This window comes from Bdellovibrio sp. GT3 (assembly GCF_037996765.1).
In the GTDB taxonomy this organism is placed as follows: domain Bacteria; phylum Bdellovibrionota; class Bdellovibrionia; order Bdellovibrionales; family Bdellovibrionaceae; genus Bdellovibrio.
In genome coordinates this window covers 256593-282322 of sequence record NZ_JBBNAD010000004.1, presented here as the reverse complement: position 1 = coordinate 282322, position 25730 = coordinate 256593, and the positions used below count along the sequence as shown (strand labels likewise).

Annotated in this window: 24 protein-coding genes and 1 riboswitch; of the genes, 10 read left to right on the top strand and 14 right to left on the bottom strand. The window is 46.5% G+C overall.

The features are described 5' to 3' along the window. Window positions 1–2: 2 nt before the first annotated feature. From AAAA73_RS02990 to AAAA73_RS02985, 3 genes are all read right to left on the bottom strand, one after another. Complete coding sequence (locus tag AAAA73_RS02990; protein WP_340596676.1) at window positions 3–1658, bottom strand: microtubule-binding protein; 1656 nt, start codon at window positions 1656–1658, stop codon at window positions 3–5. A gap of 417 nt (window positions 1659–2075) precedes the next feature. Then, window positions 2076–2267: a DUF5522 domain-containing protein gene (locus AAAA73_RS17400; protein ID WP_445292021.1), complete on the bottom strand. Its 192-nt coding sequence runs from the start codon at window positions 2265–2267 to the stop codon at window positions 2076–2078. A gap of 7 nt (window positions 2268–2274) precedes the next feature. Further along, window positions 2275–2682: an Rrf2 family transcriptional regulator gene (locus AAAA73_RS02985; RefSeq protein WP_340596675.1), complete on the bottom strand. Its 408-nt coding sequence runs from the start codon at window positions 2680–2682 to the stop codon at window positions 2275–2277. Between the two features lie 178 nt (window positions 2683–2860). On the opposite strand from AAAA73_RS02985, the gene AAAA73_RS02980 reads away from it, so the two are divergent. Next, a complete protein-coding gene (locus AAAA73_RS02980; protein ID WP_340596674.1) occupies window positions 2861–3502 on the top strand; it encodes an NAD(P)H-dependent oxidoreductase in 642 nt (213 codons plus the stop codon). A gap of 132 nt (window positions 3503–3634) precedes the next feature. Beyond that, window positions 3635–4474, top strand: coding sequence for a hypothetical protein (locus tag AAAA73_RS02975; RefSeq protein WP_340596673.1), 840 nt, complete (start codon window positions 3635–3637; stop codon window positions 4472–4474). Here the strand turns inward: AAAA73_RS02975 and AAAA73_RS02970 are convergent, their stop codons facing one another. The 4 genes from AAAA73_RS02970 to smc form a co-directional block, all read right to left on the bottom strand. After that, a complete protein-coding gene (locus tag AAAA73_RS02970; RefSeq protein WP_340596672.1) occupies window positions 4475–5395 on the bottom strand; it encodes a hypothetical protein in 921 nt (306 codons plus the stop codon). An 83-nt stretch (window positions 5396–5478) separates the two neighbouring features. Further along, complete coding sequence (locus AAAA73_RS02965; protein ID WP_340596671.1) at window positions 5479–6381, bottom strand: LysR family transcriptional regulator; 903 nt, start codon at window positions 6379–6381, stop codon at window positions 5479–5481. A gap of 328 nt (window positions 6382–6709) precedes the next feature. Further along, on the bottom strand, window positions 6710–7030 hold the full coding sequence (locus AAAA73_RS02960) for a hypothetical protein (protein WP_340596670.1): 321 nt from the start codon (window positions 7028–7030) through the stop codon (window positions 6710–6712). A 186-nt stretch (window positions 7031–7216) separates the two neighbouring features. Continuing rightward, window positions 7217–10804, bottom strand: a complete 3588-nt coding sequence (smc, locus tag AAAA73_RS02955; RefSeq protein ID WP_340596669.1) for a chromosome segregation protein SMC — start codon at window positions 10802–10804, stop codon at window positions 7217–7219. Window positions 10805–11380: 576 nt separating this feature from the next. On the opposite strand from smc, the gene AAAA73_RS02950 reads away from it, so the two are divergent. After that, window positions 11381–13123: a hypothetical protein gene (locus AAAA73_RS02950; protein ID WP_340596668.1), complete on the top strand. Its 1743-nt coding sequence runs from the start codon at window positions 11381–11383 to the stop codon at window positions 13121–13123. Here AAAA73_RS02950 and AAAA73_RS02945 read toward each other — a convergent pair whose 3' ends face one another. From AAAA73_RS02945 to ppdK, 3 genes are all read right to left on the bottom strand, one after another. After that, entirely contained in the window at window positions 13124–14023 is a 900-nt protein-coding gene (locus tag AAAA73_RS02945; RefSeq protein ID WP_340596667.1) for a MipA/OmpV family protein, read from the bottom strand. A 49-nt stretch (window positions 14024–14072) separates the two neighbouring features. Next, window positions 14073–14876 carry a substrate-binding periplasmic protein gene (locus tag AAAA73_RS02940; RefSeq protein ID WP_340596666.1) on the bottom strand — a complete coding sequence of 268 codons (804 nt, stop codon included), beginning with the start codon at window positions 14874–14876 and terminating at the stop codon, window positions 14073–14075. Between the two features lie 99 nt (window positions 14877–14975). Next, on the bottom strand, window positions 14976–17693 hold the full coding sequence (ppdK, locus tag AAAA73_RS02935) for a pyruvate, phosphate dikinase (protein ID WP_340596665.1): 2718 nt from the start codon (window positions 17691–17693) through the stop codon (window positions 14976–14978). A gap of 346 nt (window positions 17694–18039) precedes the next feature. Between ppdK and AAAA73_RS02930 the strand changes: the two genes are divergently transcribed. Beyond that, window positions 18040–18354 carry a hypothetical protein gene (locus AAAA73_RS02930; protein ID WP_340596664.1) on the top strand — a complete coding sequence of 105 codons (315 nt, stop codon included), beginning with the start codon at window positions 18040–18042 and terminating at the stop codon, window positions 18352–18354. A gap of 56 nt (window positions 18355–18410) precedes the next feature. Here AAAA73_RS02930 and AAAA73_RS02925 read toward each other — a convergent pair whose 3' ends face one another. The 3 genes from AAAA73_RS02925 to AAAA73_RS02915 all read right to left on the bottom strand — a co-directional run bounded on the left by AAAA73_RS02925 (window position 18411) and on the right by AAAA73_RS02915 (window position 21426). After that, on the bottom strand, window positions 18411–18947 hold the full coding sequence (locus tag AAAA73_RS02925) for a hypothetical protein (RefSeq protein ID WP_340596663.1): 537 nt from the start codon (window positions 18945–18947) through the stop codon (window positions 18411–18413). 54 nt (window positions 18948–19001) lie between these two features. Then, window positions 19002–19916: a hypothetical protein gene (locus AAAA73_RS02920; RefSeq protein ID WP_340596662.1), complete on the bottom strand. Its 915-nt coding sequence runs from the start codon at window positions 19914–19916 to the stop codon at window positions 19002–19004. Between the two features lie 163 nt (window positions 19917–20079). Then, complete coding sequence (locus AAAA73_RS02915) at window positions 20080–21426, bottom strand: glycine--tRNA ligase (protein WP_340596661.1); 1347 nt, start codon at window positions 21424–21426, stop codon at window positions 20080–20082. Window positions 21427–21601: 175 nt separating this feature from the next. Between AAAA73_RS02915 and AAAA73_RS02910 the strand changes: the two genes are divergently transcribed. Then, entirely contained in the window at window positions 21602–21940 is a 339-nt protein-coding gene (locus tag AAAA73_RS02910) for a hypothetical protein (RefSeq protein ID WP_340596660.1), read from the top strand. Between the two features lie 135 nt (window positions 21941–22075). After that, window positions 22076–22540 (top strand): hypothetical protein, encoded by a 465-nt coding sequence (locus tag AAAA73_RS02905; RefSeq protein ID WP_340596659.1) that lies wholly within the window; start codon window positions 22076–22078, stop codon window positions 22538–22540. Window positions 22541–22554: 14 nt separating this feature from the next. On the opposite strand, the gene AAAA73_RS02900 is transcribed toward AAAA73_RS02905, so the two are convergent. After that, window positions 22555–22971: a hypothetical protein gene (locus AAAA73_RS02900; RefSeq protein WP_340596658.1), complete on the bottom strand. Its 417-nt coding sequence runs from the start codon at window positions 22969–22971 to the stop codon at window positions 22555–22557. Between the two features lie 52 nt (window positions 22972–23023). Between AAAA73_RS02900 and AAAA73_RS02895 the strand changes: the two genes are divergently transcribed. The 4 genes from AAAA73_RS02895 to AAAA73_RS02880 all read left to right on the top strand — a co-directional run bounded on the left by AAAA73_RS02895 (window position 23024) and on the right by AAAA73_RS02880 (window position 24940). Next, complete coding sequence (locus AAAA73_RS02895; protein ID WP_340596657.1) at window positions 23024–23818, top strand: Mrp/NBP35 family ATP-binding protein; 795 nt, start codon at window positions 23024–23026, stop codon at window positions 23816–23818. 99 nt (window positions 23819–23917) lie between these two features. Next, window positions 23918–24208 (top strand): hypothetical protein, encoded by a 291-nt coding sequence (locus AAAA73_RS02890; protein WP_340596656.1) that lies wholly within the window; start codon window positions 23918–23920, stop codon window positions 24206–24208. A gap of 126 nt (window positions 24209–24334) precedes the next feature. After that, window positions 24335–24598, top strand: a complete 264-nt coding sequence (locus AAAA73_RS02885) for a hypothetical protein (RefSeq protein ID WP_340596655.1) — start codon at window positions 24335–24337, stop codon at window positions 24596–24598. A gap of 27 nt (window positions 24599–24625) precedes the next feature. Continuing rightward, window positions 24626–24940 carry a hypothetical protein gene (locus tag AAAA73_RS02880; RefSeq protein WP_340596654.1) on the top strand — a complete coding sequence of 105 codons (315 nt, stop codon included), beginning with the start codon at window positions 24626–24628 and terminating at the stop codon, window positions 24938–24940. 440 nt (window positions 24941–25380) lie between these two features. Continuing rightward, window positions 25381–25454, top strand: a riboswitch (cyclic di-GMP riboswitch). Window positions 25455–25730: the final 276 nt, after the last annotated feature.

The window sequence follows — 25730 nt, the reverse complement described above, 5'->3', positions numbered from 1 at the left end:
TTTTATTTCTTTTGATCCATGCTGAAGCGGATAATTACCCGCTGAGCTTTTTTACAGTCATTTTGCTTACAGAACTCGGCAGCTGTCGCCACGCCTCGATTCTGAACTTTCATGACCTCCAGGAAGCTTCGTCCTGAGACTTTCATCAATCCCATCAATTGTTTTTGATGTTCAAAGCGCACGTTGTCTTCGTCCAACATATAGTTGAAGATCGACTTCGCACGACGATATGAAAGATCCATGTTGTATTTCAATGCTTCTTTATCACCTGGCTTACTGCTGTTCGGGTCGATGAAACGACCTTGATACGTAGGAGAAGCGAAACCCACGATCTCAACTGCTGAAACCTTGTCAGAGATTTTCGGATTGCCGAATAGCGAGCGCGAGTAAATCGGCATGGCTTTTTCGATCACACCCTTCATTTCACGTTTCAATCTGTCCGAGTCAGAATCAAAGTATTGCTGACCGAAATCCAAAACGACATCGCCCGTCTGACCGTCGATTTCAGCTTTGATACCGGCTTTTGCAAAACCCTTGCTGATTTCATTCGCCACAGCTTTACGCGCTTCAATTTCGGCACGAGCTGTTGCCAGTTGTCCCTCCGTCGCATTCAGTTGGCCTTTCAAGTTACCAACCTGACCTTGCAGATTGCCCACTTGGCCTTTCAGGTTACCCAACTGACCCTTTGCCTGCCCAAGTTCTCCTTGTGCAGCGGCCAATTGTCCTTTTGCGGAACCCAATGCCCCTTTGGTAGCTCCCAGCTCCCCTTCAAGTTCGCCAACTTTGCCTTTCAAGTGACCCAGTTGACCTTTCGTTTGTCCAAGTTCGCCTTGGGTGGCTGCCAATTGACCGGAAGTCTGTGACAAAGCACCGCGAGTGCTGGCCAATTCGCTTTGCGTTTTACCCAGCTGTCCTTTGGCTTCACCCAACTGACCTTGCAAGCCACGGGCTTCGCCCTCTTTCTGTGCCAGCATTCCTTTGGTTTTGCTCAGGTCAGATTGAGTTTGTCCCAACTGATCGTTGGCTTCCTGCAACTGCGCTTGATACTGAGCATTGGCATTGCTAAGTCCATTGATCTTGGAATTCGCATCCGCTTTTGCCGCAGCCATCTGCTGTTCAAATTTCGTTTTATTCAGTTTGTTTTGCTTATAAGCGTAGCGGAGTTCATTCATCCGACGCTGCAACGACTGTTCAGTGTCAGCAATCTGCTTTTCGCCCTGGGCGATCAACTGTTGTTTGTGCTGAATATCCTGATTCAAATCCTTGATCTCAACTTCCTGGTCAGCAATTTCAACGTCCTGATCCTTGATCAAATCGTCACGATTGATGATCTTGGATTTCGCCATCTTGTTGGCATTCATCACGTTGCGCACCATCTGCTGATACTTATTAAGTGCTTTGGCCTTTTTGTCGTTTTCCAAAGCCTGTTGCACCAGCTTGTCTTTTTCCGATTTCGCATCCTCTTGCAAAAGAGTCAGCTTATCCATCAACTCCTGGTATTCCTGAGCCTCGTCTTTTGACGCTTGATTCGCCAAATAGTCATTCTTCACCGACTCATACATTTTGAGCTGATGTTGTAATTCTTCGACTTGCATCGATAGCTTTTGATTCTCGATTTGGCCTCTGAGCGCATCAGTTCCCGTTCTCAGACTCGCCACTACATATAATAGTAGAAAGATCGTACTGAGTCCCAGGAACAAGTCTGAATATGATGTCCAGAAGCTGTCTTCGGAATGGCTACTTTTGTGTTTTTCATAATTGAACGCCATAACAAACACACCCCACCTTGCAGATAAAAGCTTAGCAGGGAGTAAATACGAGTGGGTGTATCAATTCGAGAAATCACGACCTTTATTGAGTCGAAAATGTCTATTTGTATTCCACCAGTGGTGGTCTAGGGCACTATTGTTCGAATTTTCGGTTAATGATTATGCACATTCGTCCAGTTACGTGAGACTGCCAACAGTTCACTCGTTTCAACAGTTTATGCACGTTTCCCCGGCAAATTCATCTCACGAGTGAAAGTTTGTGGAGCGATTTGTATCTTATGCTGTGATTGCGAAAGGGCAGAAAATCTAATTTTCTGCCTGCTTATTTTCTCTGTAAGGGCAATGGCGGCAACCGGAGTTGCAACAGTGTCCTCTTTTTAGATGATTGAGTTTTGTAAAAACCTGATAGCCCGTTTTGGGGTCAATATAAAAAAGCTTCCCTTGATTACAGGCTTCGTTGTGAAGTCTTTCAATTTCCTGCTTCTCTTGTTCAGTCATCACGCGGTTATACTTTTTGCGTCAGGTCAGCAAGTTTGATTTTGCTTAGGTAAGACATCGAATGATTCTCAAGGCCCGATGAGATATCGCACATGATTTTTTTCATCGCGCACGATACAGCACATTGTTTTAAAGGTTCTTTATCCGGAGTATTTAAAAGAGGTTTTCCTGAAACTGCCATGTAGATATCTTTAAGCGTGATCTCTTTACACTTGTCGTTCAGGCGCACTCCCCCGGCTTTCCCTTTGAAGCTTTCAACCAAGCCGGCTTCCACCAACTTTGCCAATAGGCGACGAATCACTGTGGGGTTGGTGCGAATGCTTGAGGCCAGGACTTCAGAGGTCATCAGCTCACCTTTGTGGTAGCTAAGAACCGTCATAATATGTACTGATACTGAAAATCTTTGATCAAGCATGCGTCCATTATAGCTGATGCTGCAAAAAGAAACAATGGGCAGCAACAAGACCCTTTAAAACAGATTTAATCGTCTCTTTGAGGATTATTCGCTTTAAATGTGCGTTTTATTGTTGCAATTAAATTCCGTCAGGTTCATATTGTATCTATGTTGGATACATTTAAAAGGAGTCCAATCCATGGCTAATAAACAGATCCAAGAGGCCCTCGAGTGGCGCTATGCAGTTAAAAGATTCGACCCGAACAAAAAAATCTCAGACAAAGACCTAAACACCCTGCTTGAGTCTTTAAAACTGGCTCCGTCCTCTTACGGCATTCAACCGTGGAAGTTTCTCGTGGTGGAAAATCCTCAGGTTCGCGAAGAGTTAAAACCCGTTTCCTGGAATCAATCGCAAATCACAGATGCAAGCCATCAAATTGTTCTGCTCTATCGCGACACTATCGATGAAGCCTTTGTGCAAAAATACATAAATCGCGTTGCCGAAGTTAGGGGTGCCCCTCTTGAATCCTTGAACGGATATAAAGAGATGTTGATCAATAATGTGGTAAAGGCTCCGGAAGAAAAAATCAGAACCTGGTCACAACGACAGGCCTATATCGCCATGGGCTTCTTGCTTGAGACTGCCGCCTTGTTAAAAATTGACACAACACCCATGGAAGGCTTCAGTCCTTCAGATTACGACCGTATTCTTAAACTGGAAGGCAGCGGTTGGAAGTCGATTGCCACCGTTACATTAGGATATCGTCACGCAGAAGACTCTTTTCAAAATCTTAAAAAGGTCCGTTTCTCTGACGATGCTCTCATCGAATATGTGAAATAAACCTGTTAAGACAGGCAAAGCCCCGCAGGAAGTCGGACGCCGCGTGGGGCTTTGCTTGTTTTTCCTGCTCAATCACATATTGAACTGCCGCTACCTTTAAGGGGAAATATTCAGACAAACCAAAGGATTGTCATGAAGCGGTTCAAACACTATGTCCCAGTTCTTTTCCTGCCACTTCTGTTTCTTTATTCCTCACAAAGTCATGCACTGCCCTCTCAAGGAGATGAGGAATTCGTTTTTAAGCTGGGCTACTTTTTACCATCCTTCGACACCACACTGCGGGTGAATAACGAACGACTGGGTCGCGGGGATGAAGTGAATCTGGAAAGGGATCTCGGCATCGATGTCGAGGAAACCACGATCCGAGGCTCCGTTATGTGGCGCATGTCTGAGCGTAATAAACTCACTCTGGATGTTTTCAACTTTAGTCGCACCGGAAATAAAACAATCGATCGACAGATTCAAATTGGTGATCAGATCTATCCCGTGGGAGCGGATCTCTCGAGCAAGTTTACTTTCACGATTATTCCGATTGCGTGGTCTTATGCATTCATTAAAACCCCAGATTGGGAAGTTTCTGCCGGGGCCGGCGTGCAATGGTCGCAAATTAATTTGAAACTGAACGGGAGCGTCTCCTTAAGTCCGATCAGCACCTCGCGGGAGGCCACGGCCGCGGCCAATGCTCCCCTTCCTCTTCTGGGTCTCGATTTAAAATATATGATCACACCCAATTGGTCGGTGGGAACCAATGTTGGAGCCTTCGCTTACAAGATCGCGGCTTCGGGAATGGACATGCAGGGCAATATCCTCAGCGCCGCAGCCAATACGGAGTGGTGGTTCTCAACATACGTGGGTGTCGGAGCTGCGCTGAACTGGTTTTACATTGGGGTTGAAGTGGACGGAAAGAAATGGAATGGCGAATTCAATTACGAATACCTCGGGCCGCAAGCGTATTTAACAGCCCGGTTCTAATTAGAAGTAATAGACATCAAAGGGAACTTTGCCTTTAAGATGTGCCTTCTCCGGACCGCTGCCATAGACACGAACTTCGATGAATTTGTCTTTTACGATCACAACCACAGGGTTCATATACCCCAAGCCCTGAATCTGCTTGGGTTGAATCAAATGTGCCTGTGCATCTGAAAATGGGAACTCCTCAAGCATCTTCAAGGTGTCTGTTTCACGAATGACCTGTTCGGTGCGGGCATCAACTACACCATAATCCAAATCACTGGTCTTCTCATAGGCTTTGCCATTAGCAAAGCTTCCATAGATCACGATCGGTCCCGGCAACTTCTGTTGCTGCAAGAACTTATCCTGCAAACGTAAAGCCGTATACAGAACATCAGAACCTTCCAAAATAATCGGTGCATCCGTTAATTCCTGAATACGTTTAAAATAAAGATCCATAGCCTTGTCGATCGGAGCCTGGCGCTCTGTGATCATATATTTGAACCAGCTGCGCACATTCAGATACTCGGAAACCATCATATCCAAGTGGCGCTTGAAAAATTTCACCGGGCCGTCTTTGGAGTATTTAAGCAGTTTCACATCCACATAGACGTCTTTAACCAACGTCATCATTTCTTCTTTTTGTTTTTGTGAAAGCTTGGCAAAACGAACTTTGACCAGATCCAGGGATTCCCCTTTTTGATCGATCACTTCAAAACCCATAAGTTTTTGATAGCGCTCCATCGCGCTTAGAACTTTATTCGTCGATACGTGTTGTTTGATGAATTTAGCATAGGCCTCTGATTGAGGAGCCAGAGCCGCCTCACTATCAAACTTGGGATCAAATATATGCGTGCACATGTGCTTTACCGCATGTGCAGGTCCCACCGTCATTAATAGTGTTAGTGCCAGGATACCCGGCCAGAAAGCTTTCATTTTCATATCAGGGCTTATCCAAGCAAGGAATCAGCCACCGCGAAATCGAACCAGCCCCCAGCTAAGGAGCTACTTGGTGTTAACGTCTTTTACAGGTGCCCTTCAACGTACTTGGTTACGTGCTCAATAAAGGTTCTTGAAGTCAGACTCAGCTGACGACCTTTGCGATAAGCCAGCCACAAATTGAATTCATGTGGGTTATCAACCGGCACCTCAAATAGCATACCTTTTTTGATTTCATCCTCAACCATGAAACGGGTCAGATAAGCAAACCCCTCCCCCGAAAGACAGAAGCGCTTCTGCGCTTCCTGGCTGTTCATCTCGAGTCCGACTTGGGGCATTTCACCAAATAACTCCATCACAACCCGCTTCGGTCGCGTGCTTTGCAAAGCGCCAATCGAACAAAGGTAGCCATACTTTTCCAAAATCTTTTTGATGGTTTTCTCATTGCTTGAGGATTTGCATTCCTTCCAGATCTCGGGCTTACAAACCAGAGTCATCACTTCGGAGCTGATTTTCTGGTATTCAATATTGGGAAGCGCCACCTTGGCAAACAGTAGAGCAAACTCATTATCCGTGTGAATCAGGGAATTAATAATATCATCCGGAGAACCCGAAGTGATACTGGGTATAACCTTGGGATACTGTCTGCGGAAGGTATGCAAGGGCTCAATCAAATAGTCATTCACCACATTATCCGTTGCCGCAAACTTCAAAGGGCCTTCACAGGTTTCCTGCACATTTCGGCACAGGTTCTCAATCGCTTTTTCAGTTCGAAACAAGTCCTCACACAACTGAAAAACATCGCGGCCTTTGGCAGTTAAAGCCACACCGCTTTTTGAGCGGTCAAACAGAATGACACCTTCAGATTCTTCCAGAAGAGAAACGGAGCGACTGAGCGCACTTTGACTGATATTGAGTTTCTGAGCAGCCTCAGAAAATTTACCGGCTTTTGCCACTTCAAAGAATGCACGCAAATAATTTAATTCCATCAACGCCCCGGTTTTCTATCGAAAAGTCAGATGGTTTAATTATTAACGTTCTAAAATACAAAAACAACCACAGCCGGACTAAAGGAGGTTTTCCAACCATATATAAAGGACACAAAATGGATAGGCAAAACAAAGAGAGTAAACAACCTGTGCTGGGGAAAGCTTCTTGGGATTCACAGTGGTGTTCTTTCGAATCCTGACATCACGATGACGGACCCAGATTCCAAGGCAAAAGATAACTATTGAACTGACTATCAGATATTTCATTTAAATAGTTTCTTATTATTTTTCAAATATGTCCCGATCGAACTTTCAAATTCCTCCGGGTCTAGTCATTTTGAATGACATAGCCCTCTTCGAAGTAAACATTGTCCATTGTTACTTCGGCAAATTTTTGATCATGAATTTTTGATACTTTAGCAAAGCCAACACGGTCCCTTGTACAAACCGAGTAACGACCACCGCGACATTCTTCACGATATACGCCCACTTTTTGACCCACCTTAAAACGACTTGGCTCTTCCAAATTGATTTGTGCCGTCGTTGCATTCACCTTCATGGAAATGTCAGCGTGAGCCGCTTTTTTAATATTTCCGAATGCCGTCAAAGAAAACAATACCATCGCAAGCACACTTGCTGCCGCCAACATAAAACCCCCGAGTATCTTTTGATTAAATAACTACTGCACAAGAATTCCGCAGGCAACTGTCAGTGCACTTAATTTCCAGGAATTAAACATCAGCCCCCAAACTACGGAGCCAAACTATGCCCCCCGAAAAATAAAAAACCCAGGTGTTTTGCACCTGGGTTTTCATTTTTGAAAATTCTTATCGGACTACTTAATATCCTGAAGAGAAACAGAAACCATCGTCGATACACCACGCTCTTGCATAGTTACGCCGTAAAGTTTCTTCGCCACTTCCATCGTGTGTTTGTTATGAGTAACAACGATGATTTGTGAGCGCTTCGCCATTTCACGAACCAAGTCATTGAAACGGAATACGTTGGCGTCATCAAGTGGAGCATCAACCTCATCCAGCAAACAGTATGGTGATGGTTTCACCAGGAAGATCGAGAATACCAGCGCAACCGCAGTCAACGCCTTCTCCCCACCCGACATCAAGGAAACGTTTTGTGTTTTCTTGCCCGGAGGACGTGCGATGATCTCGATACCCGCTTCGTTCTTTTCGGTCTCATCAACCAGCTCCAACCACGCTTCACCACCGCCGAATAGCACTGGGAATACGCGAGTGAAACGCTCGTTAACCAAGTCGAAAGTCTCTTTGAAACGTTTAGAACAGATTCTGTTGATACGATCGATAACTTTACGAAGTTGCTCTTTCGCTTCAGTCAAATCTGCGTGTTGTTTCGTCAGGAACTCATAACGTTGAGCTGTCTCTTCGTACTCTTCAATCGCTGACAAGTTAACTTCTCCGATTTTCGCCAATTTCTCGCGAAGATCTTTAAGTTGAGCATCAGCAGCCAGGAAGTCGCCTTCTTTATTGATGTACTTCTCGATAACGTCCGGAAGGTTCAACATGTAACGTTCACGGATAGAATCAACCAAGTACTGCTCTTTCATTTTAGCTTGTTCAAGCTTCAATTGAGAGTCGTTCATTTTGTGCTGTCTTTCATTGCGCAGACGTTGAGAAGAACTAGCTTCCTCTTCGATCGCGCGGATGGATTCAGACATCACTTCGTATTCGTCCTTTGTACGAGCCGCTTGCAATTTCAATTGCTCAACTTCATCCAATAGACGTTCGAATTCGATTTTCTTTTCTTCCAAAGTCACTTGGCTCTCGGTCATTTGAGAGTTGTAGCCTTCAGCTTCTTCGCTCATACGAGCAAGTTGTGCTTCAAGGTCATTCAATGACTTGGTAACCATTTCAAGCTGTCTCAAAACACCTTGATATTCTTGAGTCTTGGAAGCGGATCTTACCTGAAGATCAGTGACTTCCGCCTGCAGACCGTCAAAGCCCAGACGAACAGAGTTCAATTCAGAATTCAAAGTCTCAACTTCACCCTCAAGAAGAACTTTCTTCTCGCGAGCTTCGATCAAGGCTTGGCTCAACTCTTCGTTCTTTTGTTCTTGAACCTCTAACTGCTCAGTCAATTTTTTGACTTCGCGCTCCTGGCGTTCAACCGCAGCTTGTGCGTTTTGAACTTCGTTTTCAGCGCGTTCAAAGTCTTTTCTCAATTCCGCAACTTTGATCTCTTGATCCATTTTGCGTTTTTGAGCGCCTTCGAAATCGTTCACAACATTGTTCAATTGCTCTTCAACTTTTTTCAAAGCCATTTGAGCCAATTGAAGTTTGCCGGCGTATTCGTCTTTTTTCTCTGACAATTCTTTGATCTCACGGCGGCGTTTAAGCATACCAGAGTCAGCTGATTCAGAAGAACCACCCGTCAAAACACCGTCAGCAGTCAAAGTGTCACCGTCAAGAGTAACGAATGTCCAACCAGTGTATGTCGCACGAAGATTCAAAGCCGTACGGATAGAATCAACGATCGCAACACCGTCCAACATATAAGTGACAGCATTTTGGAATTTATCGGCTGCTTTAACCACGTCTTTCAAGATCGCTTGAACGCCATCTTGACCGATCGGAGCTTGCGCTCTGTTAAAGGCAACATTTTGGTCGCTTGCAGACATGAAGCTTGAACGACCTGATTTTTGTTCTTTCAAGTGAGATACCGCATCGACTGCGATATTAGCATCAGAAGACAAAAGCATTTGCAGGCGTGAACCCAATGCCGCTTCCATAGCTACTTCGTACTCAGCTGGAACTTCAACAACCTCAGAAACCGGTTGGAAGTGAGTAACAACGGAACCATCCGCCATCATCTCTTGAGAACGAGTTTTTTGCCACAACATCACTTGTTTCACACCTTCTTGGAAACCCTCGAAGTTGTTTTGCAAGTTTTCAAGACCGTACAGGCGGGAAGCTGTCTCATTCAAAGAGTCTTTGAATGATTCCACTTCCAATTTTTTCTCTGCCAATGAATCCGAAAGGATCTTTTTATTGGCTTCGAAAGAATCGGCGTCACTTGCCAGGTCCAATTGCATTTGACGTTCTTTATCAAGTTCGTTCGTCACCTTCTTACGACGGCTTTCGAACTCAACTTGTTTTTCGCGAAGTTCATTCAACACTTGTTGTTCGTTGTCTTGACGGTCTGTCAAATCAGCGATTTGTGCTGACAATGAATTCACACGAGCATCCAAAGAGGATTCTGACTGGCCCACCGCAAATAGCTCACGGCGTTTTACAGTCAAATCTTCATCAACAGTCCCGATACGAGAGTTGAAGTTTTGGAAGATGTCGTTTTTTTCTGTGAAAGTCGCAGCCAAAGTCTCTGCTTCTTCCTTAAGTTCTGTGATTTGTTCTTCCAAAGTCGCTTTGTCACGAGCCAGTAATTCCTGGCGCGCCTGCTGTTCTTGCAGGATCGTACCCGTCATTTGCTCATTACGGCGAGCCTGTTCAATTTCGAAACGAAGCTCTTGGATTTCCATCTCGTTCTTTTGAACAGTGGATTGCTTGTCGAAGAATACTGTTTGGTGCTCTTCAACCATTTTCTCTTTTTCAAGAATTTGAAGCTTCAAAACTTCCAATTGACCTTGAAGAGTCGAAAGGTTCGCATCACCTTCGATTTCCATGCTTTGTGCTTCATTGAAGATTGCCTGAGCTTCTTCAGCAGCACGAGCCAGCTCAACATATTGAGCTGTGGAAATCCACAAATCCAAATCTTCGATTTGGTTTTTGATGTTACGATAGCGTTCTGCACGTTGTGCTTGTCTTTGCAAAGAATCGATTTGGCGCTTTAACTCACCCACGATGTCCTGCAAACGAAGCAAGTTCTGGTCCGTTTGAACCAATTTACGTTGAGATTCTTTTTTACGAGCTTTGAACTTGGTGATACCCGCCGCTTCTTCGATAAGCATACGACGGTCTTCAGGTTTCGAAGTGATGATCTTACCGATCATACCTTGAGCGATGATCGAGAAACCTTTTGAACCCGCACCCGTATCCATAAAGATCTCTTGCAAGTCCTTAAGACGAGAAGGTTCTTTATTGATGAAGTACTCACCCTCGCCGTTTCTGTGCAGACGACGAGTCACCATGATTTCAGAGTGCTTAATGTATTTTGCCGGGAAAGCTCCGCCGTCGTTTTCAAGCGTCAGGGAAACTTCACACATACCCAACGGTGCATAACCTTCGGCACCACCAAAGATAACGTCTGTCATCTGAGAAGCACGAAGATCCTTAGCGGACTGGTCACCCATAACCCACATAAGAGCATCCACGATGTTGGATTTACCGCAACCATTTGGTCCTACGATACCAGTGATACCGGCATCGAAATGAATGACCGTGCGGTCTTTGAACGATTTGAAACCAATGAGTTCAATCTTTTTAATTCTCAAGGTATATTCCCCTCTTGAGCTAATAGTGTCGAAATCTTAAATCCCGACATTTCCCCTCAAAATATACAAGCCCAAGGTCTAGCTAGACCAAAGGCCATTTAACTCTCTCGAGAGCGCGGAACTATGTCAACTGTGGGGTTTCAAAACTTAGGCAATCGCTGAAAACTTAAGCAGAACTCCATGGGACACCCCGCTGCATTACCATTGCGCGTTGCGTGCGCTGCGCTAAAACTTCGATATTTCCTCAATGTCTTTATGAAATATTGATGACCCCGACCGGGAATTTGACGCCGTCTTTTCAGGCGCAGGACTACGATGATTTGCATGGAGGCTCCCATGCAATACAAAAAAACAGAAGTCTACCCTCGTACGACTTTTCCCAAAAACATGGCATTCAAGATCATGTTCACAACACTGTCGCTGGCTATTCTGGTGACATACTTCACCCGCTGATAAAACGGCATCATTTCTGCTCCCGTAAATAAGCAAGACTGTCAGCGGAGTCCGGAAGCCAATAGGCTCAAGGGCACCACAAAACCATAGACAGCCGAGTAACAATTTTCGGGAGTTCTCAAAATGAGACATGTAACGATCATCGCGACCGCTTTGCTTTTTGGCCTGACCGCCTGCCGCAAAACCAATGATCAGGATGCCGTTCGTGTTGCCACCAATAAAGCCGCTTCCGAACAGCAATTACAGGAACTCCTGCAAACCAAAAACAATCGCGACTTCGTCACCGACGCCCGCACGTCGCAAGACCTGAAACAGCAATATCCCATGGAGTACGCGTGCACCATGGATTTGTGCGCTCCTGAATTTAAAAAATACCCAAGCATCCCCAAGCTGGTCGAAGCGGCGGCAAAACCGACGGAGGAACAGAAGAAGTATTATGATACTTACATCGTTCCGGCTCTTGCCAAGAACTCCCAACTACTTCAGGAAAAAGCCCGCATGGGATTGGAAGTCCTGAATGCCAAAGAAAGCGCCTTTCCGACGCTGGAACTTTACTCTCAGAAACTTTTTATTCTTCACGCGATGTACTGGATGAAAAACATCGATAAAAATGCGGAACTAAAACAGTACTGGAACAGTAGCCTGCCCCAGCAGAAATTTTTCAAAGCCTATACCTCGTACAACCAAATGGGCAATTTTACCTATTTTGCGGAAATGCATTGGCACCTTAAATTACAGGATGCAGTCAAAGAGGAATTAAAAGCGGTTCAAGCCACCCTAAAAATATTGAATGATATTATTCAGGGCGCAGAAAAAGTAGATCCACTCATCGTCAGCAAAATCAATGCTGGCGAGATGATCACCACCGAAGAAGCCAAAGCCTTGACACAGACGGCATTTGCAGTGCGATTGATGCACCACTTTTTGTTTGGTGGCGGCCGGGCCCTCATCACCAAACAGATGGAAAAGCACACCTTCAGCAAAGATGAGCTTTTCAAAATTTATCAAGAATCGGGCATCAAAACGACTTTGGCATTGCAGTCCAAATCCACAACTCCAAACAACTGCGAAACCCGCTACTTCCAGTCCATCAACTTATATCCACAGCCTCAGGAATTGGAAAAATTCAAAAAGTTGGCCGAACTCACCCGCCAGGAAGCCCTTGAACAAATGGGTTCCCATCAGCCCGGCTACAAAAGCATTCAGGATTTGAAATTCAATTACCCACTGACCGCTCAGGAAAACAGCACGGCTTGGTTGCGCGCTTTGGAAATGAAAAACCAGACACTTCAGGACGAGATCAATGAACTGGATAAACTCGAAGATACTTCCTTGTATGCGATGTTCCTGATTCGCGCGATGTTCAACACACCGGACAGCGCTAAAACTGATCAATGCCCCACGATTCCGGATGCCGATATCTCTGACAAAACAAACACAGACTCAGGCCATGTCCTGATCAGCTGGTACTCTGTGAAATATCCGGAGATGGGGGCCTCAATCCTGGCCCATGAAATCGGCCACAACGCCTATGCCCACTCTTACCCGCAGTCCATTGAATCGACAAAACAGTGCCTTGAACGCAAGCAAGGCAGCCGCCAATATTTAAGTGAGGATTTCGCTGATGTGTTTGCAGCAAAGGTGATGCTCGCACTTAAAAACAAACATCAGATACAAACCGGCAACTATGGTTGCGGCTTGATGGACCTGTTGCAACCCCTGCACAACCTGAATGGCGAAAGCATCCACTCCTCTGACTTGTATCGCGCTTTGCAGTTGAAAGTGGAAATGGGAGAAAAAATTCCGGCATCCTGTGAACAGTTGGCTCAACGAGACAATCGCGCCATCACTCACAGCTGTCAGTAATTACTCCAAGGGAATCAACCGTTGATCACGTCGATGTTGACGGTAGCGGTTGATCACACCTTGCGTGTCTTCCGGGGAAACCATCGGCTTGGCAGACTCGCCAAACTGGTAAATATAACCCAAACCCCATCCCACATTGTAATCGGACTTATGCAAAGGACTCTGGCGATTTGCCGACCACGAGTAATCCGAAATCGATGCGCCGAAATAGACTGCCGATCGACCGGCCGCAAATCTTTGATAGTAAGACAAATTGGTACTTAAAAATCCCGCTTTCGCATCATACTCAGCTCGACCGGCACGCACATCCCGGCTGTCGACTTCATAATAAGTTTTCATATAATCGCTAGAAGCCGCATTCATTTCAAAAGAAGTTGTACCTGTGATCAGAATGGTGGAATCAAGGGGTCCCGGGGTTTCCCCCTCCCACCGATAAGTCACTTGCGTCTTTAAGAGCATACCGTTCGCACGGATATCGTCATTTTTGGCAGCCACAGAGAAGAACGGCGCTATTTGAAACTCCCACGTGCCCCCACTGTGATAAACCAATTGTGGTCCACCATTTACTACCAAAGGCAAATCTTCCATTCCAAAGCGGGCTTTGTTTTTACTGGAATCCAAAGGAAAGCGACCTGATCCCGAAAACTCCAGGGACCAGCTGTCAGTCTTAAAAAGGTAAGCACGTCCCCCTTCCCGATCATCGGCACGCAGGTATTCGCCCCGATATTGGAAAGTTGGGAATGGTAACATTATTTGGGAGTATTCATCCGAGGCTGGATAGTCGGCGTAGCGAACGTAACCCAGACCAATGCCCCAGTCCCATAACGGGCGTCCATCATCCTCTGCTTTTGCAAAGAAAGGGACCAGTAGCACCATCACAAGAACCAAGAAAGTACGCATCTGGTAAGTATCGGTGCCTTCTGACAGATCCACAACTGGACGAGGCCAATTAGTTTACAGAGACGAACTCGTTTTCCACAGCGTACGGGGACGAATACTTGGATAAAACTTTTTGAAAGAATCCATCCTTCAACATTTGCGCAAGGGTGGAACTCAATAACTCCACCTCATGGGTGGTTAAACGTTGTTTCGCATAGTAAAAACCAGCATCGCTCTGTTTGCTGCGATCGATAAGAAATCCAAAATCACTCAATCCCAATTTTTTAAAATAGAAATCAGACACCATGATGGATCCCACAAAAGCCTGAATCTGGTCCCGTTTCATGGATTGAAAAATGGATTCATAGTCTGGGTACTGGCGCCAGCGGCCCTGCTTTTTTAAAAGGGAAACTTCATTTTCATTAAGAAATGCCGGCGAACTAATAAGTCCCCCCACCAGAACATTCTTATCCTCCAGTACATCTTTTAGTACGTAATTTTTCTTCTTTAATGCCGGAGTTGAAATCAAAGCCCGATTCGCCTTAAATACCCTGATGAATTTCCCTGCTTTATCCAGCTCATCCGTTTTGATCGTCAAAATACTCAAATCCACCGAGCCGCCCTTCAGTCTATGCACCATACTCGGGCGCACCATCTCGATAAGATCAAAAGAACATCCCGTTCTTCGATGAAGCTCCTGAGTCACCTCCAACATGACTCCAGTGACTTTCTTATTTTTATCCAGGAAATAAAGAGGCTCGTTCTGAATGACCGCGACTCGAAAAATGCGGTTGCACTTTACTGCCGCAAAGGCGCCGTAAGGCATGTTCAAACACAGAGTCCAAATGAATATGAAAGGCCAAATGCGAACCATTTGTTTAGTCTAAACAACGGTGCTCCACATGCAAACTTATTTACCCAAATAAATGTTTGCAGACAAAAAAAGGGAGCCAGATGGCTCCCTTTTTCATTCTTAAGAATGTAATTTCTTCGACAGAAGTGCCGCTCTTGCCGCCGCCAATCTTGCGATAGGCACACGGAATGGAGAACAGGATACGTAGTCCAAACCTGTCTTATGGAAGAACTCGATGGATTCAGGATCACCACCGTGCTCACCGCAGACACCGATTTTCAAAGTCGGCTTCATACGACGTCCCAATTCCACACCCATTTTCACCAAAGAGCCTACGCCCACTTGATCGATAGATTGGAATGGATCTTTAGCCAAGATACCACTGGAAACGTAAGAGCCCAAGAATCTGCCAGAATCGTCACGTGAAAGACCCAAAGTCGTCTGAGTCAAATCGTTCGTGCCGAAGCTGAAGAAGTCTGCATGCTCTGCAATCGCATCAGCAGTCAAAGCTGCACGAGGAAGCTCGATCATCGTACCGATCGCGTAATCGAACTTCATGTTCTTTTCATTTTGAACTTTTTTAACTTCCATCTCTGCCTGACCACGAAGCATGTCCAATTCCTTGTCTGTTGCAACAAGTGGAATCATGATTTCCGGAGCAGAAAGCTTCAGACCTTCCTTCAACATCATGCATGCCGCTTCAGCGATCGCGCGAACCTGCATGATATAGATTTCTGGATATGTGATCGCCAATCGGCAACCACGATGACCCAGCATCGGATTGAATTCGTGCAAAGCTTTTACTTTCGAACGAAGACGATCAAAGTCCGTCCCGATACGTTTTGCCAACTCTTTGGTTTCTTCGTCAGAGTGCGGAACAAACTCATGAAGAGGTGGATCCAACAAACGGATCGTTACTGGCAAGCCGTCCATGATTTTGAATAGTTGGTAGAAGTCATCACGTTGCATTGGCAACAGTTTCGCCAACGCTTTTTCGCGATCCATTTTGTTATCTGCGATGATCATCTCACGAACTGCGTCGATACGATCAGCACCGAAGAACATGTGCTCTGTACGGCAAAGACCGATACCTTCTGCACCAAAGTTTTTCGCTGTTTGTGCATCTTTCGGAGTGTCTGCATTCGTACGTACTTTCAACTTACGAGTGCGGTCTGCCACCTTCATGATACGTTCGAAGTATTGATCCAATTTAGGTTCAATTGTTTTAACTTCGCCCAGGAACACTTCACCTGTGGAACCATCCAAAGTGATTACATCGCCCTTTTTAAGAACGTAGCCTTTCACTTTCATAGTTTCAGTGCGGTAGTCGACTTCGACCTCACCACAACCAGCCACACAGCATTTACCCATACCACGAGCCACAACGGCTGCGTGAGATGTCATACCACCACGAGTTGTGAAGATCCCTTGTGCAGCCACCATACCCGCGATGTCTTCTGGAGAAGTTTCAACACGAACAAGGATAACTTTTTTGCCTTGCTCTTTCCATTCTACTGCTTCTTCGGAAGTGAATACGATTTGACCATTCACGCCACCTGGTGACGCTGGCAAACCTTTCGCAAGTTGAGTTTTTTGGGCTTTAGGATCCAACGTTGGATGCAGAAGTTGATCCAAAGATGATGGGTCCAGACGAAGAAGTGCTTCCTCTTCAGTGATCAACTTTTCATCGATCATGTCACAAGCGATTTTCAAAGCCGCTGCCGCTGTACGTTTACCGTTACGAGTTTGCAGCATCCACAATGTGGAGCGCTCGATCGTGAATTCGATATCCTGCATATCGCGGTAGTGACCTTCCAGTTTTTTATAGATATCAACCAGCTGTTGATAAGCTTTTGGAAGAGCCTCTTCCAAAGACTGAACACCGGCTGCTGCCGCTGCGATTTTCGTGATTGGCTGTGGAGTTCTGATACCCGCAACAACGTCTTCACCTTGCGCATTGATCAGGAACTCGCCATAGAATGCTTTATCACCAGTCGACGGATTACGAGTGAACGCCACACCTGTCGCGGAATCATCACCCATGTTGCCGAAAACCATTGATTGAATATTAACTGCAGTACCCCACGCGGCCGGGATGCTGTGAAGCTCGCGGTACGTGATCGCGCGAGGCGTGTTCCAAGAATGGAAAACTGCAGAGACAGAGCCCCATAGTTGCTCCCACGGATCCGCCGGGAACGACTGACCTGTCATTTGGTGAACCAGTTCCTTGAACTTCTTAACCAGAAGTTTCAGGTCATCAACAGTCATCTCTGTATCAAGTTTATAGTGCTTTTCCTCTTTCAGGTCTTCCAAAGTCACTTCCAGAAGTGACGAGTTCATCCCCATCACAACGTCAGAGTACATTTGAATGAAGCGACGGTAAGAATCCCAGGCAAAGCGTGGGTTGTTGGAAGACTTGGCCAAGCCCTCAACAGTTTGATCATTCAGACCCAAATTCAAAATCGTATCCATCATACCCGGCATGGAAGCACGAGCACCGGAGCGAACTGAAACCAGCAATGGATTATTCACATCGCCGAATTTTTTGCCGATTTTGGATTCCACTTTCTGCATGGCTTCGATCACTTTTGGACGTACCCATTCAGGAAGCTTGCCACCCTCCTCGTAGAAGTGCGTGCAAATCTCAGTGGAGATTGTAAAACCTGGAGGAACCGGAATTCCCAAAGACGTCATCTCGGCAAGGTTGGCACCTTTACCGCCCAGGATGTTCTTCATTCCGGCATTGCCTTCGGAGTCGCCTGCCGCAAAGAAGTATACGAACTTTTGTGGAACAGCGGTTTTCGCTTTTGGTTTTTCCATAGTGACGTTCTGGTCCATTGTTTTCCTTCCAGTTTGTCTGATCGATTTCTTAATACTAAAAACCTTTAGATCAAACAACTCTAAACCCCTAATATCAATGAAATATTACGACACTTCGCCCCTCGCAATACTAGAGTGGGGGCTCGAAAAACCACCTCAGGAAATCCCATTAAAAATCAACCACTTAAGTCCATTTTTCCAAGACACCAAAATTGACTTCCGACATCGAAGCCCCTGTGCCGGCGATCTGTTCGCGTTTTTGACATTCCTTGAGAATTTGCAAACCCGTCAATCTCATCCGCGCCAGCACTGATTCGCGTGTTAAAAACACGGGGTCGATTTAAATTCATGTTTAGGAGATTTTATGAAAAAGCTGGTTGTTCTGTTGTCATTGTTTGCTTGTTCGTCTGCCTTTGCCGCTGGCGAGACTTGCACCCGTGAAGATGCTCAAATTGTTGGCACTGTGGTGGCAATCCAGGAAACTGATGGCGATCTATGTGTTGCGCAACTTTCTTTCGCAGGTCGCAACAACATGTTCAATCCAGCTTACGGCTGCCCACTTGATAAATACGAAGTTCAAGCTCAAGGCGTTTTGCTTGAGTGTGGACCGGTTGTTGGCTCTCAAGTAGATGGCATCCTTTATCGCACCAGCCCTCAAGGTCCGATCCTTCTTTACTAAGAAGACCGAACCGTCGATCCCCTCTAAAGGGAACCTCCCCAAAAGGTTCCCTTTTTTTATTGCATGCGCTGAACCTTGGATTGATCACGCACGTAGTATTTTCCGTCATTGTCATAGCGAACAATAAATAGACCACGCTCATAAGGCGCATAAACTGTGGCGTAGTAATAGCGTGAATCACTCATCGGTCCCACACGCACCCGATCTCCTTCGCAGATGGAGTTGGCACCGCATTTCAATCTTTTCGAAATCATACGCGCATCCCGTTGATAGGTCTTTTTATCACGGTCATCACGCACGGTGATCATACGACGATCCCCTGAAACCTGAACGACAGTTCCGGAATAATATTGCTTACCCACGTAAGGGCCGGAAAGCACGTGGTCGCCAACTGAAATACGCCCTGGTATCGGATCTGGTGCTGGTTGCTGCGGTGGTTGTTGTGGCGGTTGAGGTGCGGGTTCAGAACCCGGGGGATCTGGCGGCAGCGGCTGAGGGAATTCATCCCCCGGCTGCGGCAGATCGATCATTTCGGCGCGCAGATTCGGCACCAATAAAAATAACAAAGAGAACAAAACCAAAGATGCTTTCATTGAAACGAGTCCCTTTCTTAAGAGCACTCATTTCATGAAAGTCCGAGTGCCTTTTTAGCGAATCTCGCGGTAAGGGCGCAGAGTCAAGTTACCAGAATATGGATCTTGAATGACAAAGAATCCGCTCTCATAAACACGAAGGATATTGCCAAAATACAACTGCTGACCGGTGCAAAGTTTTTTGTAGCAACCCACTTGTTTTGCAAGGTCGCCATTTTTACGGATTGCTTTGCCACCACTGTAAGTGCTGATCAAGTAAACTCCGCTCTCGTAGACTTCCAAAACTTGCCCTTCGAAATAAGGCTCAGCTCCCATCGCCTCGGACAACACTGTTTGGCCACGGCAAATACCAGTGCGACCATTACAGCCTTCTGATTTCAAAAGCTCTTTGTTTTTCAAAACAAATTTACGACCCGAGAAATCCTCACTCACCAAAGACCAACCGTTGGAGTACGTCGCCAACACAGTCACCGGATTGTACTGACGACCGCGATCTGATTCGTACATCGCTTTTCCATCCGCACATAAACCCTTGCTGGAGCAACGAAGCCATACGCCAATCTGTTTGGATTTGTAAGTGCTGATATTGCCGTTGTAGTCCGAACGCAAAGTCACAAGCTTGCCATCACGGGAAACAGAAACCACATTGCCGGTCAGGAACATGCTACCGGTAACAACCAAGGCACGATCCCCCACGGAAACTCTATCGTCTGTATCTGCACCTGGAAGACCGGAAGACGGTGGTGGCGGCACAGGAGGACGCTGAGCTGGCGGCTCTTCAGGGGTTTGTTCTGGCGGAAGGGGTTGCGGTTCTTGAGGCCACTCGTCAGACGGTGGTGGCGGTTCTGGAAGGGGCATAGGTTCGATCGTGCCTGATTCATCTCCACCAGGAATTGGAAGATCGGACTCCTCAGCAAATGCGTGAGACAGACTGAAAATGACAAGCACCGCGATAAGCAGATTTTTCATAAGAACATCCCTTCAATAAACAGGGATTCACCTATCAAAAAGTGGAAAAAAAGTCATTCGGAACCGGCAATCTTCGGAGACCTGGGGTGTACTTTGAAAAAAGCACAAAAAAAGGGCCGCCCTGGTAGCAGGACAGCCCATTTCTGATTTATTTGGACTTCATTTAGAAGCTTTTGATTTTCCCAGCCACGTAAGCATTCAGCTGCGACATTGGGATGCGTTCCTGCACCATCGTATCGCGATGACGAACCGTTACCGCCTGATCGTTGATGGTATCAAAATCCACCGTCACACAGAATGGCGTGCCGATTTCGTCCTGACGACGGTAGCGTTTACCGATGGAAGCCGCTTCGTCGTATGTCACGTCGAAATCTTCAGCCAGCTGATCACGCAATTTATCCGCGATATCTGTTAGTGGCTCTTTTTTAGAAAGCGGCAAAATTGCCACTTTGTATGGAGCGATTTCCGGGTGAAGACCCATCACCACGCGCACGTCTTCCTTGCCTGCCTCGTCTGTCGTTACTTCCTCGCGGTAAGCATCACACATGAACGCCAGGAACAAGCGATCACAACCCACAGCCGTTTCAATAACGTAGGGGATGAATTTTTCTTTGTTCGCTTCATCGAAGTACTCAAGATTCTTACCAGAGAACTTCATATGTTGAGTCAAGTCAAAGTCAGAACGGTTATGAATACCTTCCAGCTCCGAGAAACCCATTGGGAATTTGTATTCCACGTCAACCGCGGCACGCGCATAGTGCGCCAGCTTTTCGTGAACGTGAACTTTCAAGTTTTCTTTTTTGATACCGAATTTGGAATAGAAAGCCAAACGACGCTCTTTCCACTCTTCGAAGAATTTATCGTCAGTGCCTGGTTTTACGAAATATTGCATTTCCATTTGTTCGAATTCACGCGTACGGAAAATAAAGTTCCCTGGAGTGATTTCGTTACGGAAAGACTTACCAATCGCCGCAATACCGAATGGTACTTTATAGCGCGAAGACTGTTGGCAATTCAGGAAATTCACAAAGTGACCTTGCGCAGTTTCCGGGCGCAGATAAACCACGCTCGCAGAATCCTCCAAAGGACCCATGTGAGTTTTAAACATCAAATTGAAATTGCGCTCTTCGGAAAGATTTTTGCTGCCACAATTCGGGCACTTTTTGTCTTTCAGGTAAGATTCAGTGTTGTCCGCGCGGAAACGTGTCTTACAGTCTTTGCAATCCACCAAGGGATCCGAGAAACCGTCAACGTGACCGGAAGCTTTCCACACCATCGGGTGCATCAGGATCGCTGCATCCAGACCCACAATGTCAGGTCTGCGAGTCATGGCATTCCACCATGCGCGTTTAACATTCAACTTCATCAATGAGCCCAAAGGACCATAGTCCCAGCAGCTGCCCAGACCACCATAGATCTCGGAAGATTGAAATACAAAACCACGACGTTTGCTAAGGCTGACAAGAGTTGCTAGGTCAGCAAGAGGTCTAACTGTTACAGGAGTGCTCATGAAGCTCTACTTTCCCCTCCGATGGCTTCGGAGTTGCTAGTTGTTTTTGGACTCAGGACGGTCTGAGTTATCAGGTAAGAAAGTTACACTTGGGTCCAGATACAGTCAACAAATCCGGGTCTTTCTTGATCTGGGACCGGGTCCAAGACATGCTATTTTTATGCAGCGCAATTTCATGATTTTCACTCTTGTCACGGGCTTGTTCCTTACGGGAACTCCAGCCCTTGCTCAATCCATTCAAAAATTCGTGAAAACCGAAGAAATGATTCGTGAAGAGATGGTAACCATCTCCCGGGAGCTGGGTGTCACCTGCGCCGAATGCCACAATGTTCAGAATTTCACCGACAGCAGCAAGAAAAGCTTCAAAGTCAGCAAAGAGCACATGAAGCTTACGCAAATGCTGAAAGAAAACGGCTTCGATGGTAAAAAGGGCCCTACGGCCACTTGTTACATGTGTCATCGCGGCAAAGTGCAGCCCGATTACAAAGAGCCCGTCTCCGCCAAAGCCCACTAGTACTGTGTGCCCTGGTTCGTCACCTTTGCCGACCTTGTGCGATCCAAAGTGGGAATTCCCCTCCTAGATAAAATACCACCCTTCTGAGTTGCGCACGCCCTTTGCTTTTACTATTGGCATACGGGAGCAAACCTGATGCGATTCTTTTTATGCTGTCTCATGTTGGGACTGACCATTGCGAACTACGGAACTCCGACGACGAGCGAATTCGCTTCGACGTCCCCGCGCGCTGTCTGGCAGGGTCGTGATGGTCTTTATCGCCTGGTCGCAGGGGCTGACAATTGCCCGACATCCGTGACATGGACTGAGCAATGCGGAGGGTTCGCGCTGCTTCACAGAAACTCCGAGCAAGCCCTGGAAAAAACCCTGATCTGCGCAATTGGAAAATTCCAGCGCCCCACTCGCGGGGAATTCGGTAAAATGCAGGCCCGTGCTGAATTCAAAGACCAATATGTGCACAACAAAGAGGAGCTGCTTTTCGGAGCGGACCGCCTGCCTTTAAGCGAAGATATCGTGATTTTCGATCAAACTCGCAAAGGCTTCAACTGGGAGCACATCTCGCGCGGCACCCAGGGTTTTAGCTGTCTCTATTCCCGCTAACCGGGCTTCAATATTTAGATTTTATTCAATATCGCCTTGTAGGCTGTCTCGAAAAACTCGACAGATTCCTTATCGCAACGACGGATCTGCGTCTGATAGGCTTCGGTGACCATGCTGATCGAAGCCCCTGCTGGAACCCCCAAAACCTCATAGGCATCCCAGGTGTGCGAATTGTAGGAGAACATCACATTTAGATTTTTTTGCCGGCGCCCCGCCAAATCCGGGTGAACCACTGGACGCGAAACTGCCACAGGCACCACCTCTTGGGCGATGCTTTGAGCGGGCTCGGGATTGATCAGCGGCGGCGCGCTGTCCTTGGCATTCATGTCGAGGCGCGTAGGATTTTTGTTCCCACCTCTCGATAAAAGGTACCAGACAACGAAAGCCCCTGCTCCCACAAGGTTCAACGTCAAAAAATCTTGGCTATTCATGTAAAGTCTATTATTCGTTGTCAGTTCAAAATTAGCAAGGAGTCCGTTAAAAATGGCTGCACCAAATCCGTTTGAAAAACAAACCTCAATTCCCGGAGTGAAACATATTATCGCGGTATCCTCGGGTAAGGGCGGAGTTGGCAAAAGCACCGTTGCAACCAACTTGGCAATGGCCCTTGGGCGCAAATCAAAAGTTGGTTTACTTGATGCCGACATCTACGGCCCGAGTATTCCTCGCATGTTGGGAACCCTTGCCCAAAAACCTCAAATTCACCCCGACACGAATCAACTTGAGCCAATCAACCGTTACGGCATCAAACTGATGTCTATCGGCTTTTTGATCGAGGAAGGTTCCGCAGTTGTATGGCGTGGACCAATGTTGTTCAAAGCGATGGATCAATTCCTGCGTGATGTGAACTGGGGCGAGTTGGATTACCTGGTGGTGGATTTGCCTCCAGGAACTGGTGACATCCAACTGACTCTCGCTCAAAAAGTACCCGTAGCTGGCGCGGTTCTTGTGTCTACACCGCAAAATGTGGCCTTGATCGACGTTAAAAAAGCTGTCGATATGTTCCAGCGCGTAAACGTCCCATTGCTAGGTATGGTTGAAAACATGGCCTACATGGTCAATCCCGTGAATGGCGAAAAAATGCAGCTCTTCCCTAAGGGTGAGATGGATTCTTACGCAGCACAAAAAGGCATTGCAAAGCTTGGGGAAATTCCATTCAACCCGTCTGTCGGACTGGCGTGTGAAGCGGGAATTCCAATTGTTGAAGCGAACAGCAACGGCGCAGAAGCTCAAGCGTTCATGGCGATCGCTGACAAGCTGCGCGAAATGCTTCCGTAACGTACCGCATATCCCCCTCGAGCACATTGAGGTTTTACAACTTGCAAACGCGAGTGTTTGTCTGTTGAATGACTGAAAACCAATATAGAGGGGGATCTCATGAAAAAATTCTTCGCTGCAACTTTGATCGCATTGGGCTTCTGTGTTTCTGCACAAGCTGAATACGCTATGCCACAACTTCCAGTGGTTCAAGCTGCTGAAGTTTACGCTACATCTGCTGAACAAGCTGAGTCTGCTGAAGCACTTGCTTGGAAAACTCAAGGTAAATACTGCTGCTACCAAAGTCATGGTGGTGGTTTCTGCGAATTGAACGCTTACTACAACGTAGGAACTCCATGCAAATGCTCTTCAGGTGGTGCTGGCACTATCTCTGGTCACGTTTGCCGCTAGTTTGGTAATAAACCAGCTCGGCCATGAGTCCGCTCCCCATGTTCCGCAACAAAGTATCTTGATACCGTCTTGCGGAATATGGAAGTTGAGCGACAATAGACTTGTGGCCGTTCAATCGAGGCATGTATGAAAACACTGATTTTCGCACTTCTCTCTGGAATGATTTTTTCTTCGGCGACCTTGGCTTCGCCTCTTACAAACGACATTTGGTCGTCTTTCACAAAACCTGCTCAAATCTCCACGATTCAAAAACCAGATGATGTGCAAATCATGGGTGTCTGCTGTCCCGTAAGTGGTCCCGCTTGTGGATGGGGTGATTTCCCTGTCGGCAGCGAGTGCTACTGCAAACACGGCAACAAAGTTTATCCTGGTACAGTTTGCGGTAAATAATTATCGCAAAAAATTAAGGAGGATTTTATGAGAAAGGCACTAACCACCTTTGCTCTGGCCCTCGCGTTCGCGCTTTCGGCGAATGCAGCTCCGCAATCACAACTCCCCGCAGATCGTCCGCTCTTCCCTATTGAAACCCAATCATCCGGATTAATGAGCACCACCGAAGAACAAGAAGTATTGGACATGGCCAAACAAGACGATGCCGATGCCAAATACTATTACGGCAACAAATGCTGTACGAACTATGGCTGGTGTTATCTGAATCAATGGGCTCCTGTGGGTTACAGTTGTTACTGCTATAGCTGGGGCTGGTACTACTACGGCCGCGTTTGTTACTAGAAAAAGCTAGTTTTCCCACCACTAACAAATGAACAAAGGCACCGAATAATCCCGGTGCCTTTGTTTTATTGGCGAATATAGCGACGTGCTTTCACTCTAGGTTTCCCTGCGTGAGACACTTCTCGAACTGTTTTGAGAAAATGATGTCGATCACTTTTTCGAAAAATAAATTCGCGCTATTCTGTAAAAGTTGAAACCGAGTGGCTCGTTAGACTCGACTTGTTCGGGTGAATGCTTATTGGGCCAGCTAAAGGAGGACAGTGATGAAGCATCGTATCCACGACCATCATGATGAAGCACCGAAGTGACGACCGTACACAAGGATTGCTAAATCGAGGTTTTAGTTCAGGCCTCGCAAAAGAATGATGAACCGGTAGGATCATATCGAATAACTCAAAGGAGGTTCCTAGGGTTATACTCGTTAGGATTTAGATCCTTCCTTTGCCTCAAGGCAAACTACGGGAAACCGTAGGGCGCAAAGCTACAGGGGCTTCACTGCCAGCCAGCTGCCAAAGGTCACAGAGTACCTAAGGGAACTTAGAGGTGTGCAAAATGGAAGGTCTTTTTATTACAAAGGATTGGTTTCATTCCCCTCGCCTAAGAGTTATCAAAGACGATTCCTCTTAGGCACTTTTTTTATCTTCTTTAAATCACTTTAAAACTTAATTCTGAATGCATTCGCTTTGCTTTGAAGTTGGGCTTTTTAACGCATTTCAAAACCGAACGGTTCTGCGCAGCAGTACGAAAAGGAACCTGTTACCTATAAAAAAACCCACTCTCTCGAGTGGGT